We start from the raw sequence: 16,111 nt of genomic DNA, 5'->3' as shown, positions 1-16,111 counted from the left end.
GAACAAAATATGTAAAAAAAAAACCGTTTAGGTATTGAATTTTTGGAATATTTTACTCATACTTATAATGAATCGAAACTCAAAATTTATTTTATTTCCAAGCCTTAAAATTCGTCAATGAGAGACCATGTATCAATACTTAAAGTACGATATGCAGAAACAGACCAAATGGGTGTTGTGCATCACGGCAATTATGCTCAGTATCTTGAAATTGCCCGAATTGAGTGGCTTGAAAAAATTGGTATCTCGTATAAAAGTATGGAAAAAAATGGGATTATGCTACCAGTTTATGAAATGAATTTTAAGTTTAAGAAATCAGCATTTTTTGACGATGAATTGAAGATAATTACCAGTTTGCGGCAGACTCCAGATGTTAAAATCATATTCGATTATAAAATATATAATCAGGATGAAGAATTGTTAACAACGGCCAACACCACTTTGGTTTTTATGGATGCCGAAACAAGACGCCCAATTCGATGTCCTGAATATGTTTTGGAAAAACTCTAGAAGCTAGAACTTAAACCGATTTGCTTTCAATTTTCGACTCTAGACTTTTTATTTTGAATTTTAAATGTTGGATTTTGAATGAAAATTTTTAGAAGTCATCTCGACCTTGTGGAGAGATCTTTTAGAGTTTGAGATTACAATGAAGGAAATAGAGAAGAAACTTTTTTATTCCGAATTTGGATTGCAGACAAAAAGAATAGCTTAGATTGCTTATTGCGACTGAATTTATTAACTCTCCACTCTTTTTATTTCCACCTTATAAGTAGTGTCGAATTTATCGAAAATCGCCTCAGCTTCTTTTTTCCTTACCGATAAATAGATCTTGCAATCTAACTCGAGCTTTTGTTCGATAATATTTAGATTGTTTTCTTTGATGAGTCGCATTACGATATTCATTTCAGGATAATCAAAATGAACTTCAAAAACTTCATCGATCGTACGCTTAACGATATTCGAATTTTCCAGCGCCATTTGCGCTGCAGTTTTATAAGCGTTTATTAGTCCGCCTACACCTAATTTTACACCTCCAAAATATCTAACAACCACAATTAAAATATTGGTGACTTCAAACGACTGGATTTGTCCATAAATTGGCATCCCAGCCGAATTTGATGGTTCGCCATCGTCGTTAGCACGATAATAAATATCCTGTTCTTCCTTTCCCGTTTGCCAGGCATAACACCAGTGCCTTGCTTTATGATGTTTCGATCTTAATTCTTCCAGGTAAAGATTGGCTTCTTCTTCATTTTTAATAGGAAAAGCATAGCCAAAAAACTTCGAATTTCGGTCTTTAAATAAAACTTCTTCAGACGGCTTGGTGATAGTTTTGTAGGTGTCCTTCATTTTGGCAAACTAAGGAATTTTAACGAAAATCAGCTTTAAGAGAATAATTCTTTCTTGGTAGTAAATAGATTGATCACATCTTCTCGCGTAGGTTCCAAATTCCAAACATTGATTCCTAAAGCTGCCGCAGCATCGGTATTTTCCTTGGTATCGTCTATAAAAAGACACTCTTCGGGCTTTAAATTATGCTGGTTTAGTACATATTCGTAGATATTGGCGTCTGGTTTTCTAAAATTGATCTCGTAAGACAAATAAAACGTATCAAAACATTGCTGAAATTCGTTAAAAAACGACACATTTTCTTTTACCCAATCAATATGAATTTCATTGGTGTTACTTAATAGTAAAAGCTGATAATCTTTCTCTGCAGCCAGTTTTTTTATAAATTCTAATCGATATTCAGGAAAATCTACCAAAATAGCATTCCAGGCATCAAGAAATTGCTCTTTTTTGACCACGTTGAACTCCTTTTTATAGCTTTCGAAGAATTCTTCAGAAGATATTAGACCTTTTTCATATTCCTGATTGATAGCAACGATCGATTCTGGTAAATTTTTAATGCCGAATTTCTCTAATTGCGCCGGTGTAGCCGATTTATCAAGATTGATAAAAATATCGCCAAAATCGAAAATTATGGTTTTAATCATTTAAATAGGTCTTTAATAAATTGTCTTCTATTTTTTCTTCGGAAATTAATTTTCCCTGAAATTTCGGAGCTGAAATTCCCTCTTTTAGCTGAACATTTCCGGTAAAAACTCGGGCTTCATCCCATAATCCAGCATCGATAAAACTTTGAAGCGTTTGCAAGCCACCTTCAATAATGACCGATTGTAAATTTTCCTGAAATAAGATTTTTCCAATTTGTTCAGGTAAATTTTCAGTAAAATCAGCTTGCCGATATTCGATGTTTTTAGCCTCTTTTTTTGGAATACTTTCAGCAATAACAATCGTTTTTATGCTTCCATCGAAAATAGCAGAATCTGCCGGGATTTTGCCAGAGCGGTCGATCACCACTCGCACGGGATTGTTTCCTGCGTGTAATCTGGTGTTCAGTTTTGGATTATCGTCGATCGCGGTTTTTGTACCTACTAAAATAGATTGTTCTTCAGCTCGCCATTTATGCACTAATTGTTTCGAGTAGCGATTACTTATCCAAACGGGCGCACGATCTTCACGTTTAAGCGGAGCGATAAAACCATCCTCAGTTTGCGCCCATTTCAATATAATATAAGGACGCTTTTTATTGTGAAAAGTGAAAAATCGCTTGTTTAGCTCCTGCGCTTCTTTTTCTAGAACGCCAAGCATCACGTCGCAACCGGCTTCCATTAATTTTTTAATGCCTCGACCGGCAACTTCAGCAAAAGGATCTACCGTAGCAACCACCACTTTTTTAATGCCTTTAGCGATGATAAGGTCACTGCAAGGCGGCGTTTTTCCAAAATGGCTGCAAGGTTCTAAACTTACATAAATGGTCGATTTCTTTAAAAGCTCGGGATTTTTAACCGAATTTACGGCATTTACCTCGGCATGTGCTTCGCCTGCTTTTTGATGCCAGCCTTCGCCAATAATCTTGTTTTCGTAAACAATAACGCTACCTACCATGGGATTTGGATAGGTACTTCCCAGCCCGTTTTCGGCCAGTTGCAAACAGCGTTTTATATATTTTTCGTGTATATTCACAGCCACAAAAATAGGATTAATTAGTAAGAATGAGCACGCTTAAAATTAGGGAAATTCAGCAGCAAGACAATCAGCAGGTTAAAAAAGTTATCCAGGAAGTTTTGGTAGAATTAGGTGTTCCAAAAGTAGGAACCGCTTACGAGGATAAAGCTTTGGATGATATGACTGCCGAATATGATGCGGAACGTAAAGCATATTTTGTGATTGAAGAAGATAGTAAAATCATTGGTTGTTGCGGGATTGGGCCTTTACCCGGATTCGAAACCGAAATTTGCGAATTACAAAAGATGTATTTTTTACCTGAAGCTCGCGGAAAAGGTCTTGGCGCCCAAATGATGGATACCTGCTTAAAATTTGCCAAAAGTCAGGATTACAAAAAATGTTATATCGAGACTTTGCCCTACATGAAAGATGCTTGTAAATTATATAAGAAAACCGGTTTTGAGGAATTAGAAAAACCGCTTGGTAATACTGGACATTATAATTGTACGGTTTGGATGATAAAAGAACTGTAGTTAGAATTTAGATATTAGACTTTTTATTTTGAATTTTAAATGTTGAATTTTGAATGAGAAATGAGATTGAAAAAAAGAAATAGGAGAAAGTCATATATATTCGTTCTTTATGATAGCTGAAAGCTGATAGCTAAAAGCTAAAAAACAGTAAACTAAAACAATGACCATCACTCAACTTAAAAGTAAATTCTTAGAAGATCTTGGTGACAACTATCCAAAAGAAGAAATTCTGTCCTTTTTTAATTTGTTAGCAGCAAATTTTTTAAAAATGAATAGGTTGCAGATGGCTCTAGAGCCTAACAAAGAATTAAATAAAGCTGAAATTGGCGAATTTGATCAAGCTTTAGAAAAACTCACTTCTTTTGAACCTATCCAATACATCATCGGGGAAACTGAATTTTTTAGTCTGAATTTTAAAGTCGCACCCGGAGTTTTAATTCCGCGGCCAGAAACCGAAGAATTGGTACAATGGATCTTAGATGAGGTTTCGCTTCAGCAAAAATTAGATCTAAAGATTTTGGATATTGGGACGGGGAGTGGTTGTATTCCAATCAGCTTAAAAAAACACTTGCCAAAAGCTCAAATTTCAGCAATAGATATTTCAGAAGAAGCCTTAAAAATCGCCAACCTTAATGCGGAACAAAATGAAGTTTCAGTCGATTTTATACAACAGGATATTCTTTCCGCAGAAAAACTTCCGCAGCAATTTGACATTATCGTTTCAAATCCGCCTTATGTTCGGGAATTAGAAAAAGCCGAAATGCAGCAAAATGTGTTACAGTATGAGCCGGAAACTGCACTTTATGTAAAAGACGAAAATCCTTTACTTTTCTATAAGAAAATCACGAAATTAGCACAAGAAGGGCTTGCCAAAAATGGTTTGTTGTTTTTTGAAATTAACCAATATCTGGGCGAAGAAACAAAAGCTATGGTCCAAGATCATGGTTTTGATGCTAAGCTTCGAAAGGATATGTTTGAAAATTTTAGAATGCTAAAAGCCCAAAAATGCTAAAAAAATCTGCTATTTTGGAAGAAAATAACCTACAGAATTCTCTAAAAAGTATTGCTGTTTTTTGTGCCAGCAGCGATGGGATCGATTCAGAAATTATAGAAACCTCTAAAAAATTGGGCTCGTTTTTGGCCAAAAACGATATTCGTTTGATCTACGGTGGTAGTAAACGCGGACTTATGGGCCATGTGGCAGCCGGAGTTCAGGAAAACGGAGGTAAAGTGACCGGCGTAATCCCAGAATTCCTAAAAATCAAAGAAGTGGTGCATACCAATTTGGATGAATTGATCACGACGCAGGATATGCACGAGCGTAAACTTACGATGCATCGATTAAGTGATGGCTTTATCACCCTTCCGGGAGGTTTTGGAACTTTTGAAGAGCTTTTTGAAATTATTACCTGGGCGCAGTTGGGCTTGCATCAAAAACCCATTGGGCTGCTGAATATTAATGGTTTTTACGATGATTTGATTAGTATGCTTCGCAAAATGGTAGATAAAGGCCTGTTGAAAAAGGAGAATTTCGATTTGCTGATCATTGCTGAAACTATCGAAGAATTGTACGAAAAAATGAAGTTTTTTAAACCACTCCCCACACCAAAGTGGATTACTAAGAATCAGACGTAGCATAATTAAAAGTATAGAACGATTAGGGACTAATTTGGCCTACTTTTTCTAGTCGTAGTAAAAGCACTGAAAAATAAAGCGGCTGGCAGCGGAGTTCTGCCTAGCGAAGCGGTTGCAGAACGCATTGAGAGGTTTTTCAGTAGCTTTTCAAGATTAGAAAAATAAGTCTAGATTTTTTGTTTCTTTTTCATCAATGGAAAAAGAAAGGATAAAATTCATTTAAGTTTCTTTCACCAAAATTACCAATTGTCCAATCCAGAATAAACCAATATTTTATTAGGTTTGGAATCTAAACTTATCAGAAGAAAGAATACGATCATTTTTTAATGATTCTCTATTTATAAAAGCACATGGAAATCGAGAAGAAAATTACCGCGCTTCGGGAAGAATTGCAGCATCATAATTACCAGTATTACGTTTTGGATAATCCTGAAATTAGTGATTATGATTTTGATATGAAGCTGAAAGAGCTTCAGGAATTAGAAGAAAAGCATCCCGAATTTAACGATCCAAACTCGCCAACGCAGCGTGTAGGTGGTGCGGTAACTAAGAACTTTGCAACGATTGTGCACGAATACCGTATGTATTCGCTTTCTAACTCGTATTCTAAAGAAGAATTGCAAGATTGGGAAACGCGTATTCGAAAGTTGGTGGATGGAGATATAAAATATACTTGTGAGTTAAAATACGATGGTGCTTCGATGAGCCTTACGTATGAGAACGGTGAATTAGTGCAGGCGGTAACTCGTGGTGATGGTTTTCAGGGCGATGATGTAACAAATAATGTAAAAACCATTCGATCTGTGCCTTTAAAGTTGCGAGGTGACTATCCCGAGAAATTTCATATTCGTGGAGAGATCGTATTGCCTTTTGAAGGTTTCGCAAAACTGAATGCCGAGCGTGTTGAAAATGGAGAAGAACCTTATGCGAATCCTCGTAATACGGCTTCTGGAAGTTTGAAATTACAAGATAGCGCTGAGGTTTCTAAGCGTCCTTTAGATTGCTTATTATATAATATAGCAGGCGAAAATCTTCCAATTTCGTCTCAGTATGAAAGTTTAGAAAAAGCTCGTGATTGGGGCTTTAAAGTTCCGGCAGAAAGTGAATTGAAAAATAATATCGACGAGGTTTTAGAATATATCAATTATTGGGATATTCATCGCCACGATCTGCCTTACGAGACAGATGGCGTGGTGGTAAAGGTGAACGATTTTAGCCAGCAGGAAGAATTAGGTTATACGGCAAAATCGCCACGTTGGGCGATGGCTTATAAATTTAAAGCCGAGCAGGAAACTACTAAACTAAATAAGATTACTTACCAGGTTGGTAGAACGGGAGCGATCACTCCGGTGGCGAATTTAGAACCCGTGCAATTGGCGGGAACTATTGTGAAGCGTGCCTCTTTGCATAATGCCGATCAAATTGAAAAGCTTGATATTCGTGAAAGAGACAAGGTTTTTGTTGAAAAAGGTGGAGAAATTATCCCAAAGATCGTTGGTGTAGATTTTAAACAGCGTAATCCAGAATCACAGCCAACTGTTTATGCAACGCATTGCCCGGAGTGCGGAACCGAATTAAAACGAAATGAAGGCGAAGCACAGCATTTTTGCCCAAATTACGTGGGCTGCCCACCGCAAATTATTGGCCGAATGGAGCATTTTGTTTCCAGAAAAGCTATGGATATCGACGGATTGGGAAAAGGAACGATCGAAATTCTTTATTATAACGGGATAATTAATAATTACTCCGATTTCTATTACCTCACTTACGACGATATCATTGGGCAGGAACGTTGGTTGGATAACGAGGAAGCCGGAATCAAAAAAGAAGGCGAGCTTCAGGTAAAACTTGGTCAGGCGATTTATGCTTTGAGCCAGGGTTGGGGAAGTATCACGCGAGCAGATTCAGAAAAAATAGGAGCCGAAATTGTACAATTAGAGGAATTGTTTAGTTTGAATATTGCTGAAATTGAAGCTATTGACGAAAAGAAATTTAAGCGCTTTCTGAATGAATTGAATTTCGCCATGCAGCGCGTTGATGTTTCAGCATATACTTCTATGGAAGATTGTGTTTCGGTGAATTTATTGATCGATCTTAAATTTCCAGATCATCAGGAAAACCAGCCGGCGAAAGAAGCACTTAAAAATGCCGATTATATCGATGAGTTACTTCGGAATGAAAGCTTTCAGCATTACCCAAAATTCGACGATTTTATCACTAAAATTTCAGATCGAAGCCGAATTAGTATTCAGAAGAAAACCACAGAAAATATATTAAATTCCGTGGAGGAATCTAAAAAGCGGACTTTCGATAAAGTCTTGTTTGCTTTGGGAATTCGAGATGTTGGTGAAGTAAGTGCGCGAAAAATAGCAGAACATTTTGGGAATATCGACAAACTGATGGAAGCGAGCGTAGAAGAACTTATCGAGCTTCGTGATGTTGGCGAGCGTGTGGCGGCAAGTATTACCGAGTTTTTTACTGATGAAGAAAACCTGAATATTGTAAACCGTTTACGTGAAAAAGGTTTGCAGTTTGAAATGGAAGAAAAAGAAACCGCTTCGAACAAGTTAGAAGGACTGAGTTTTGTGGTTTCCGGCACCTTTTCTATTTCCAGAAATGAGCTGAAAAAACATATTGAAGAAAACGGCGGAAAGAATTTAGGTTCGTTGTCTAAAAGTACTTCTTATCTTATCGTTGGTGAAAAAATGGGGCCGAGTAAAAAGGTGAAAGCTGAAAAAGAAGGCATCAAAATGATAAGTGAAGAAGAATTTTTTAAAATGATCGAATGATTGAAGATTTTGTAGCTTTTGATTTTGAAACCGCTAGTGGAAAAAATCCCTGTTCACTTGGAATGGTGGAATATAAAAACGGTAAAAAATATCGCGAATTTTACGAATTAATAAATCCCGAGGTTGCCTATTTTAATCCATTTGCGGTTCAAATTCATGGAATTAGGTATGAAGATGTTCAGCAGGAAAAGAATTTTGCTGAACTATGGGAAGAAATGAGTTCTTTTATTGAAGGAAAAACTTTAGTGGCGCATAATGCGAAATTCGATAATTCTGTTCTACTTTATTCTTTGCAGCGCTACGGAATAGAATTGCCACAGTTTAATAGTTTTTGCACGCTGCAACGCGCCAGAAAACTGGTAAGATTACCAAGCTACAAACTCAGTTCCTTAGCTAACTTTTTTGAAGTTCCGCAGTTTCACCATCACAATGCTTTAGAAGATGCCTTTGTTTGTGGCGAATTATTTTTAAAACTTAATCGGGTAGAGCAAGAACTACAACTGCAGGAAGAGCATGGCGTAGAATTTCCGTCCAGTTATTTAGATTGGATTGCAGAAAAGCAAGGCCAAAACGTGCAAATTCGGCGTAAAGCTTTGGCAAGTTTTAGTCAGCTATTTGGTGGTTTTCGATTTGTGATTTCTGGGAATTTTCAGAATTTCTCGAGAACTGAAATGCAAAAGATCATAACCCAGAATGGTGGTCGGGTGACGGGATCTGTTTCAGGATTAACCAATTATCTGGTTTGCGGCACAGAACCGGGCCAGGCAAAACTCGGTAAAGCAAGATCTACCGGAACCAAGATACTTTCAGAAAATGATTTTTTTAAGATACTTCGGGTTCTTTGATATTCGATGTTTTAAGCCTTAGTTTTTAAACTTTTGCTGGTTCTTCTTCAATTTTATAAGCACAACGGCGTGCACCTGCCAAAATGTGATTTACTCTTTTAATCTGAATATTTTCACCAAGAACTTTCTTGAAAGTGTTTAGTTCAGACTTGCAGAATCCCTGGCAGGTTTTTGCAGCTTCACAAATTGGGCAGTGATTTTCGATAAGCATAAAACTACCATCCTCCTCTTTTTCAAACCTTGCCATATAGCCTTCCTTGGTACGAATTTCAGCCAATTGCTCCAATTTATTTTCCAGGCTATCTGTGCTGTCAATATTTTCTTTGTAGCGAACAATATTATCTTCCCCAGCGGCAAAAATGATCTGGTTAAGCGCTTCTTCGCCAAGGTTCTGTTTAATTTTTTCAATCAATTTTACGGTAAGACCAGAATGCGTGTCAGGAAAACGTGCATGCCCTTTTGCAGTAAGTGACCAAACTTGTTTAGGTCTACCGCGCCCTTTAGATCTACTTTCAGATTTTACAAACCCTTCATTAGACAATTTTAGAAGCTGAAAACGAGCACCTTCCGTAGTGACTTTAAGTTCCTGCGCCAATTCTTTAATCGTCTGTTCTCCTTTATTTTTAAGTATCGAAACCGCCCTTTCGTTATCTAAAATATTATTTTCCATAATAAACAAAGTAATTATTTGGTTTATTAGTCAAAAGTACTACATTTGTAGTGTAATAAAAAGTTTAATTTTTAAAACTACAAAGATATGAGTTACGAATTGCCAAAATTACCATACGCGTATGATGCTTTAGAGCCTTACATTGATGCAACAACTATGGAAATTCACCATACAAAACACCACAATGGTTATACTACTAAATTAAATGCAGCTTTAGAAGATGCAGGATTAGCTGATAAAGATCTAGAAAGTCTTTTTGCTAATATTTCTGAACAATCTAAAGGAATTAGAAACAATGGCGGTGGTTATTTTAATCACAATTTGTTTTGGACAATTTTGAGTCCGAATGGTGGTGGCCAGCCAACTGGAGAAGTAGCAAAAGCAATTACCGATGCTTACGGTTCTTTTGAAGCTTTTAAAGAAGCTTTTGATAATGCTGCAGCTACACGTTTTGGTTCTGGATGGGCATGGTTAATCGTAGGTGAAGACAATAAAGTAAAAGTGACTTCTACTCCTAATCAGGACAATCCGCTAATGGATGTTGCTGATGATAAAGGAACTCCAATTTTAGGATTAGACGTTTGGGAACATGCTTACTATTTAAACTATCAAAATAAGCGACCTGAGTATATTGGTGCGTTCTGGAATCTTGTAAACTGGGACGAAGTAGAGAAGCGCTACCAGGCGGCTAAAAAATAATTTTTCTTACCATTCCAACTGCTAGATCCGGTGAGTTTTATTGCCGGGTTTAGCTCTTTTTAACTTCCGAAAAACATTTTAATCAAAAAACATCTCGGTTTTTTGACAGCCACTCCTATGTGTTTTTCGAATCAAAATACCTTACAGACATGCAAAATTATCACAAGGGGATAAGGATTATGGTGATAATCCTTTTTGGAGGTTTATTGTCTTCATGTAAAAATGAAAGCAGCCAGAACATGGCGCAGGCTGCTCCGCAATATCCGGTTTTAAAAATTACAGAAGCGCCAACTTCACTTCAGCGAAAATATCCTGCGGTTATTCAGGGGGAAGAAGATATTGAAATTCGTCCCAGAATCGATGGATATTTGCAGAAGATCTATGTTGAAGAAGGAAGCCGAGTAAAAAAGGGAGATCTTCTTTTTAAAATAGATGCTCCGCAGTATAATGAAGTGGTAAAAGCCGCACAATCTGCAGTGAAGAATGCCGAATTAAAAGTACAAAAAGCTACTCCGCTAGTTGAAGAAGGTATTATAAATCAATACGAACTGGATGCCGCTAAACTAGATCTGGAAGCACAAAGAGCTTCTTTAGCTCAGGCGCAGGCCAATCAGGGATATACCTTTATTAAAAGTCCGGTTGATGGAGTTGTTGGTGCAATTCCGTATCGTACAGGAAGTTTGGTGAGTCCGCAAGTTGTAGCGCCGTTAACTGTAGTTTCTGATATCGATAATGTAAAAGTCTATTTTTCTATGGATGAAAAAGAGTACTTAGAATTTTACGCTGATCACGAAGGAAACTCTGTTGATGATAAACTGAAATCTTTCCCTAAAGTGAAGCTTCAGCTTTCAGACGGTAGTATCTTAGAAAGCGAAGGTGAAATTACAGCGATTGGTGGATTATTAAATCAGCAAACAGGATCGGCACGACTTACCGCTGTTTTCCCAAATGCCAATCAGAGAATACGTAGTGGTGGTAGTGGAAAAATCCTTATTCCGCAGTCATTTTCTTCAGCAATAATGGTTCCGCAGAAATCAACTTTTGAACTTCAGGATAAACGAATGGTCTATAAAGTAAAAGACGATCGCGTTTTTACTTCAGAAATCAAAACGATGCCAACCACTGTAGACAACAAATTTGTGGTAACCGAAGGACTTTCAGAAGGAGATATCATCGTTTTTGAAGGCGCCGGAACACTTCGCGACAGCCTTCAAATTAAACCGAATATCATTACCCAGTAAATTATTTGAAATACGATTAAGTGTTTGATTGCTATGTTTTTATGTAGTCGATCTTGGATGCTTATTGTCTTAAATTAAAAAATATGTTACAAAAATTTATAAGTAAACCAGTGCTTTCTACGGTGATATCGGTCATCATCGTGATCCTGGGATTGCTGGGATTGTTTACCCTTCCCATCTCGCAATATCCAGACATTGCACCGCCTACGGTAGAAGTGACTGCTTCTTATCAGGGAGCGAATGCAGACGTGGTTAGAAATAGTGTTTTGATCCCGTTAGAAGAACAAATTAATGGGGTAGAAAATATGCAATATATGACCTCTACCGCGGGTAACGATGGTAGTGCAACGATCACGATCTATTTCGATTTGGGTACAGATCCAGACCTGGCTGCTATGAACGTTCAGAACCGGGTGAATAAAGCCAATAGTTTATTGCCAGAAGAGGTGATTAGGGCGGGAGTTTCTACTAGTAAAAAGCAAACCAGCTTGGTGTATATTTTTAGTTTGCACAGTACTAAAGATACTTACGATCAAAACTTTTTGCAGAATTATGTAAACCTGAATATCCTTCCAAAATTAAAACGTGTAAACGGAATTGGCGATGCTTTTATCTACGGGGCTCGTGATTACTCGATGCGAATTTGGCTGAAGCCAGATGCGATGGCTTCTTATGGTTTAGTACCTAATGATGTAATTGCAAAATTACGTCAGCAAAACATTGAAGCTGCTCCGGGTAAATTTGGAGTTAATGGAGACCAGGCTTTTCAATACACCATTAAATATAAAGGACGATTACAAACCGCTTCAGAGTTTGGGAATATCATTATAAGAGCCGATAAAGATGGGCATATTTTGCGATTAGACGATATCGCAAAAGTAGAATTGGGCGCATTAAGTTATGGAAGTAGCACCACAACTCAGGGTTATCCAAGTACTTCGATCGCGGTGAGCCAAACGGCAGGTTCTAATGCGTATGAATTGATCAACGAATGCCAGCGCATTATTGAAGAAAGTTCTAAAGATTTTCCTTCAGGAATTGAATATTCACCGTTTTTGAATGCCAACGAGTTTTTAAATGCTTCTATAGAAAAAGTAGAGCACACACTTATCGAAGCCTTTATTCTGGTATTTATCGTGGTGTTTATCTTTTTACAGGATTTTAGATCTACGTTAATTCCGGCGATCTCGGTTCCGGTGGCAATTGTAGGAACCTTTTTCTTCCTAAAAGTTTTTGGATTTACGATCAACTTATTGACGCTTTTCGCACTTGTGCTTGCAATTGGTATTGTTGTAGATGATGCGATTGTAGTCGTCGAAGCGGTTCATGCCAAGTTAGATGAAGGTGCAAAATCGGCTAGAAAAGCAACGCTGAGTGCAATGAGCGAAATTAGCAGCGCGATCGTATCGATCACACTTGTGATGGCTGCTGTGTTTGTTCCGGTATCTTTTATTGGTGGTTCAGCTGGAGTTTTTTATAAACAATTTGGTCTTACACTGGCGATCGCTATTGTGATTTCCGCAGTAAATGCGTTAACGCTGAGTCCCGCTTTGTGTGCGATTTTCTTAAAACCACATTCTGAGGATCATCAAAAAAAGAAAACCGGAATTCAACGATTTTATGCCGGATTTAATATAGCCTTTAATGCGATCACCGCAAAATATGTAAAAGGAGTTCAGTTTTTACTGAAAAGAAAATGGCTGGCTTTGGGAAGTATCGCGGCATTTTCTGTGCTTTCGTGGTTCCTGATCAAAAATACACCTACAGGATTTGTTCCTGCGGAAGATAGTAGAGCCATCTTCGGAAATGTGATCTTACCACCTTCAGCATCTTTAGAAAGAACCGAAGCTTTAACCGATCAAATCGATAGTATTATTAGAACGGTTCCTGAAGTTGAATCTTCAACCAGAATGGCGGGGCAGGATTTAATTAGTGGTGCCGGTGGCTCTTACGGTGCATTCTTCATTCGTTTAAAAGATTGGGAAGAACGTGCTGGTGAAGGCCAGGATATCGAAAGTGTGGTAAACAATTTATTCTATAAAACTTCAGGAATAAAAGGAGCGAATATCATTTTCTTTGCAGCGCCTACGCTACAGGGATTTGGGAATACCAACGGTTTTGAGTTCAATCTTCAGGATAGAACAGCAAACGATATGGATCAGTTTAGCGGTGTGGTTCAAAATTATCTGGGAGCCATAAACCAACGTCCCGAGATCTTATACGCGACCACTTCGTTTAATAACAATTTCCCGCAGTTTGAGCTGGAAGTGGATATCGCTAAATGCGAAATGGCAGGAATAACACCAGATCAGGTTTTAGCTGTGATGCAAGGTTATTATGGCGGAATCTACGCTTCAGATTTTAACCGATTTAATAAGCAATATCGTGTTATGGTTCAATCTGATCCTGTGTTTAGTGCAAAACCAGAAGATCTTCACGCGGTGATGGTAAAAACCGTTCAGGGAGAAATGGTACCCATTACGCAGTTTGTAATGCTTAAAAAGGTATATGGATCTGAATTTATTAGACGATTTAACCTGTATACTTCAGCAAATGTAACGGGTGTTCCGGCGCCGGGTTACAGTTCGGGTGATGCGGTAAAAGCGATTCAAGAAGTTGCCGATGAGAATCTGCCAAAACAATTTGGATACGAATTTGCCGGTTTAAGTAGGGAAGAGGCAAGCAGTGGTAGCCAGACGGTTTACATTTTCATACTTTGTCTTGTATTTGTGTACTTTTTACTGGCCGCGCAATACGAGAGCTATATTTTACCATTTTCGGTATTGTTGCCGCTACCTTTCGGACTTTCAGGAGCCTTTCTATTTGCGAAATTATTCGGGATCGATAACAATATTTTCCTTCAGATCAGTTTGATAATGCTTATTGGTCTGCTTGCAAAAAACTCGATCCTAATCGTCGAATTTGCCCTTATGCACCGTAAAAATGGTGAAAGCTTATTTACCTCGGCAGTTGAGGGAGCACGCGCTCGTTTACGACCTATTTTAATGACTTCATTCGCTTTTATTTTCGGATTAGTGCCGTTGATGTTGGCCTCTGGAGCAGGGGCAGTGAGTAACCGATCTATCGGTACCGCCGCAGTTGGCGGAATGCTTACAGGGACTTTATTCGGAATTTTTGTGATCCCGGCGCTTTTTATGCTCTTCCAGTCTTTACAGGAAAAAGTAAGTGGTAAACCTGCAACTAATGAAGAATAAATTTAATGTTATGAGATCTAATACCATTTATATATACGCCTTCAGTCTTAGTTTTCTTTTGGTTTCCTGCGGAGTGACCAAAGATTATGAAAAACCGGAAGCAGATACCGAAGCGCTTTTCAGAAAAGATAAAGTTGCTGAAGTTGAAGTGCCGGAAACGCCTTTGATGCAATGGGATAAATTTTTTTCAGACCCTTATTTGCTGAACTATATCGAAGAAGGTTTAACTGAAAATTATAGTCTTAAGAATGCGATACAGCGTGTAAACAGTGCTAATGCGTTGCTGAAGCAGAGTAAAAAAGCATTTTTACCGAGTCTGGAAGGAAGTGCATCTGTGGCTAAATCTCGCTTATCTTACACACAGGGATTCGGTTTTATTAAAGATGTAACGCAATACGACCTTGGGATTTCGACTTCCTGGGAAGCGGATGTTTGGGGAAAATTGAGTAGCGCTAAACGTGCCAGTTTAGCTGCACTTTTGCAAACTCAGGCGTCTAAACAAGCGATTGAATCACAAATCGTAGCCAATATTGCGATAAATTATTATCAATTAATAGCGCTTGATAAGCAATTGGAAACTTTAGAAGAAACTGCGGAAAATCGAAAGTTTTACGTAGCAACGATGAAGAAGCTTAAAAGCTCGAATATGGTAAATGGCGCTGCCGTTGTGCAAAGTGAAGCCAATCAATATGAAGCTGAACTTTTAATTCCTGATGTGAAACAGCAAATTAGAGAAATTGAAAATGCGTTGTCGATTTTGTTGGCGAGAAAGCCAGGTGAAATTCAGCGTAGTGGTTTTGATGATCTTGCTGAAATGAATATGCCTGAACTTTCGATAGGAAATCCTGCAGATCTAATGGCCAATCGCCCAGATGTGATACAGGCCGAACTGGAGTATCGTCGCGCGTTCGAATTAACCAATGTTGCAAGAACACAATTTTATCCTTCATTTGGTCTTTCAGGAAGTGCCGGGTTTTCGAGTTTTGAGTGGGACGATCTTTTTACTAATAACATAGGACTTTTTGGGAATATCGCTGCCGGTTTAATGCAGCCAATTTTCAATAAAGGTATCAATAAAGCGAATTTAGCAACGGCCAAAGCCGAGCAACAAATCGCCTTTAATAATTTTCAGGAAGCTTTGCTGAATGCCGGGAAAGAAGTTTCAGATGCTGTGTTTGCTTTTAAAACGGCCAACTCTAAGATTAGTAAACGGGCTTTGCAATTGGAAGCGCTGAACAAGTCAGTTGATTATACGAAGAAGTTACTTCAGTATAATTCGCAAACCAATTATACCGATGTGCTTACGGCCGAACAAAGTTTACTGCGTGCTGAGATCAATAACATCAATGATGTTCTGGCGAAAAAACTGGCGCTAATCGATCTTTACAAAGCTCTGGGCGGCGGTTGGAATAGCGAGAATGCCGAGATTATTTCCGAAGAAAATAAAAATCAGGTTAAAAATTAACCAA

The 16,111-nt window shown here is 38.0% G+C and carries 14 protein-coding genes; 10 read left to right on the top strand and 4 right to left on the bottom strand.

Annotation, left to right across the window (positions count from 1 at the left end):
- The first annotated feature begins 117 nt into the window (after nucleotides 1-117).
- Nucleotides 118-510: a thioesterase family protein gene (locus tag INR75_RS20345; protein ID WP_223090272.1), complete on the top strand. Its 393-nt coding sequence runs from the start codon at nucleotides 118-120 to the stop codon at nucleotides 508-510.
- Nucleotides 511-738: 228 nt separating this feature from the next.
- Here INR75_RS20345 and INR75_RS20340 read toward each other — a convergent pair whose 3' ends face one another.
- The 3 genes from INR75_RS20340 to ribD are packed head-to-tail and all read right to left on the bottom strand — an operon-like array spanning nucleotide 739 to nucleotide 3,033.
- Nucleotides 739-1,353, bottom strand: a complete 615-nt coding sequence (locus INR75_RS20340; protein WP_223090271.1) for a YigZ family protein — start codon at nucleotides 1,351-1,353, stop codon at nucleotides 739-741.
- A 35-nt stretch (nucleotides 1,354-1,388) separates the two neighbouring features.
- Nucleotides 1,389-2,000, bottom strand: coding sequence for an HAD family phosphatase (locus tag INR75_RS20335; protein WP_223090270.1), 612 nt, complete (start codon nucleotides 1,998-2,000; stop codon nucleotides 1,389-1,391).
- Nucleotides 1,993-3,033: a bifunctional diaminohydroxyphosphoribosylaminopyrimidine deaminase/5-amino-6-(5-phosphoribosylamino)uracil reductase RibD gene (gene ribD, locus INR75_RS20330; protein ID WP_223090269.1), complete on the bottom strand. Its 1,041-nt coding sequence runs from the start codon at nucleotides 3,031-3,033 to the stop codon at nucleotides 1,993-1,995. The genes INR75_RS20335 and ribD overlap by 8 nt, the downstream gene beginning before the upstream one ends.
- Nucleotides 3,034-3,062: 29 nt before the next feature.
- Here ribD and INR75_RS20325 point away from each other — a divergent pair, with 29 nt between their 5' ends.
- From INR75_RS20325 to INR75_RS20305, 5 genes are all read left to right on the top strand, one after another.
- The gene (locus INR75_RS20325) at nucleotides 3,063-3,548 is read left to right on the top strand and encodes a GNAT family N-acetyltransferase (protein WP_223090268.1); all 486 of its coding nucleotides are present in this window, start codon (nucleotides 3,063-3,065) and stop codon (nucleotides 3,546-3,548) included.
- 160 nt (nucleotides 3,549-3,708) lie between these two features.
- Complete coding sequence (prmC, locus tag INR75_RS20320; RefSeq protein WP_223090267.1) at nucleotides 3,709-4,560, top strand: peptide chain release factor N(5)-glutamine methyltransferase; 852 nt, start codon at nucleotides 3,709-3,711, stop codon at nucleotides 4,558-4,560.
- Nucleotides 4,554-5,183: a TIGR00730 family Rossman fold protein gene (locus tag INR75_RS20315; protein WP_223090266.1), complete on the top strand. Its 630-nt coding sequence runs from the start codon at nucleotides 4,554-4,556 to the stop codon at nucleotides 5,181-5,183. Before prmC ends, INR75_RS20315 begins: the two co-directional genes overlap by 7 nt.
- Before the next feature lie 350 nt (nucleotides 5,184-5,533).
- Nucleotides 5,534-7,972, top strand: coding sequence for an NAD-dependent DNA ligase LigA (ligA, locus tag INR75_RS20310; RefSeq protein ID WP_223090265.1), 2,439 nt, complete (start codon nucleotides 5,534-5,536; stop codon nucleotides 7,970-7,972).
- Nucleotides 7,969-8,817: an exonuclease domain-containing protein gene (locus INR75_RS20305; RefSeq protein ID WP_223090264.1), complete on the top strand. Its 849-nt coding sequence runs from the start codon at nucleotides 7,969-7,971 to the stop codon at nucleotides 8,815-8,817. The genes ligA and INR75_RS20305 overlap by 4 nt, the downstream gene beginning before the upstream one ends.
- Before the next feature lie 25 nt (nucleotides 8,818-8,842).
- Here INR75_RS20305 and INR75_RS20300 read toward each other — a convergent pair whose 3' ends face one another.
- On the bottom strand, nucleotides 8,843-9,487 hold the full coding sequence (locus INR75_RS20300; protein WP_223090263.1) for a metalloregulator ArsR/SmtB family transcription factor: 645 nt from the start codon (nucleotides 9,485-9,487) through the stop codon (nucleotides 8,843-8,845).
- Nucleotides 9,488-9,574: 87 nt separating this feature from the next.
- On the opposite strand from INR75_RS20300, the gene INR75_RS20295 reads away from it, so the two are divergent.
- The 4 genes from INR75_RS20295 to INR75_RS20280 all read left to right on the top strand — a co-directional run bounded on the left by INR75_RS20295 (nucleotide 9,575) and on the right by INR75_RS20280 (nucleotide 16,107).
- Entirely contained in the window at nucleotides 9,575-10,186 is a 612-nt protein-coding gene (locus INR75_RS20295; RefSeq protein ID WP_223090262.1) for a superoxide dismutase, read from the top strand.
- A gap of 149 nt (nucleotides 10,187-10,335) precedes the next feature.
- Nucleotides 10,336-11,427 (top strand): efflux RND transporter periplasmic adaptor subunit, encoded by a 1,092-nt coding sequence (locus tag INR75_RS20290; protein WP_223090261.1) that lies wholly within the window; start codon nucleotides 10,336-10,338, stop codon nucleotides 11,425-11,427.
- An 83-nt stretch (nucleotides 11,428-11,510) separates the two neighbouring features.
- Nucleotides 11,511-14,642, top strand: coding sequence for an efflux RND transporter permease subunit (locus INR75_RS20285; protein WP_223090260.1), 3,132 nt, complete (start codon nucleotides 11,511-11,513; stop codon nucleotides 14,640-14,642).
- The gene (locus INR75_RS20280; RefSeq protein ID WP_223090259.1) at nucleotides 14,632-16,107 is read left to right on the top strand and encodes an efflux transporter outer membrane subunit; all 1,476 of its coding nucleotides are present in this window, start codon (nucleotides 14,632-14,634) and stop codon (nucleotides 16,105-16,107) included. The genes INR75_RS20285 and INR75_RS20280 overlap by 11 nt, the downstream gene beginning before the upstream one ends.
- Nucleotides 16,108-16,111: the final 4 nt, after the last annotated feature.

Origin of the sequence: Zunongwangia sp. SCSIO 43204, assembly GCF_019904275.1 — a bacterium.
Classification (GTDB): domain Bacteria; phylum Bacteroidota; class Bacteroidia; order Flavobacteriales; family Flavobacteriaceae; genus Zunongwangia; species Zunongwangia mangrovi.
Note: the sequence above shows the minus strand (reverse complement) of the source record. Positions and strands in the feature narration are given on the sequence as shown.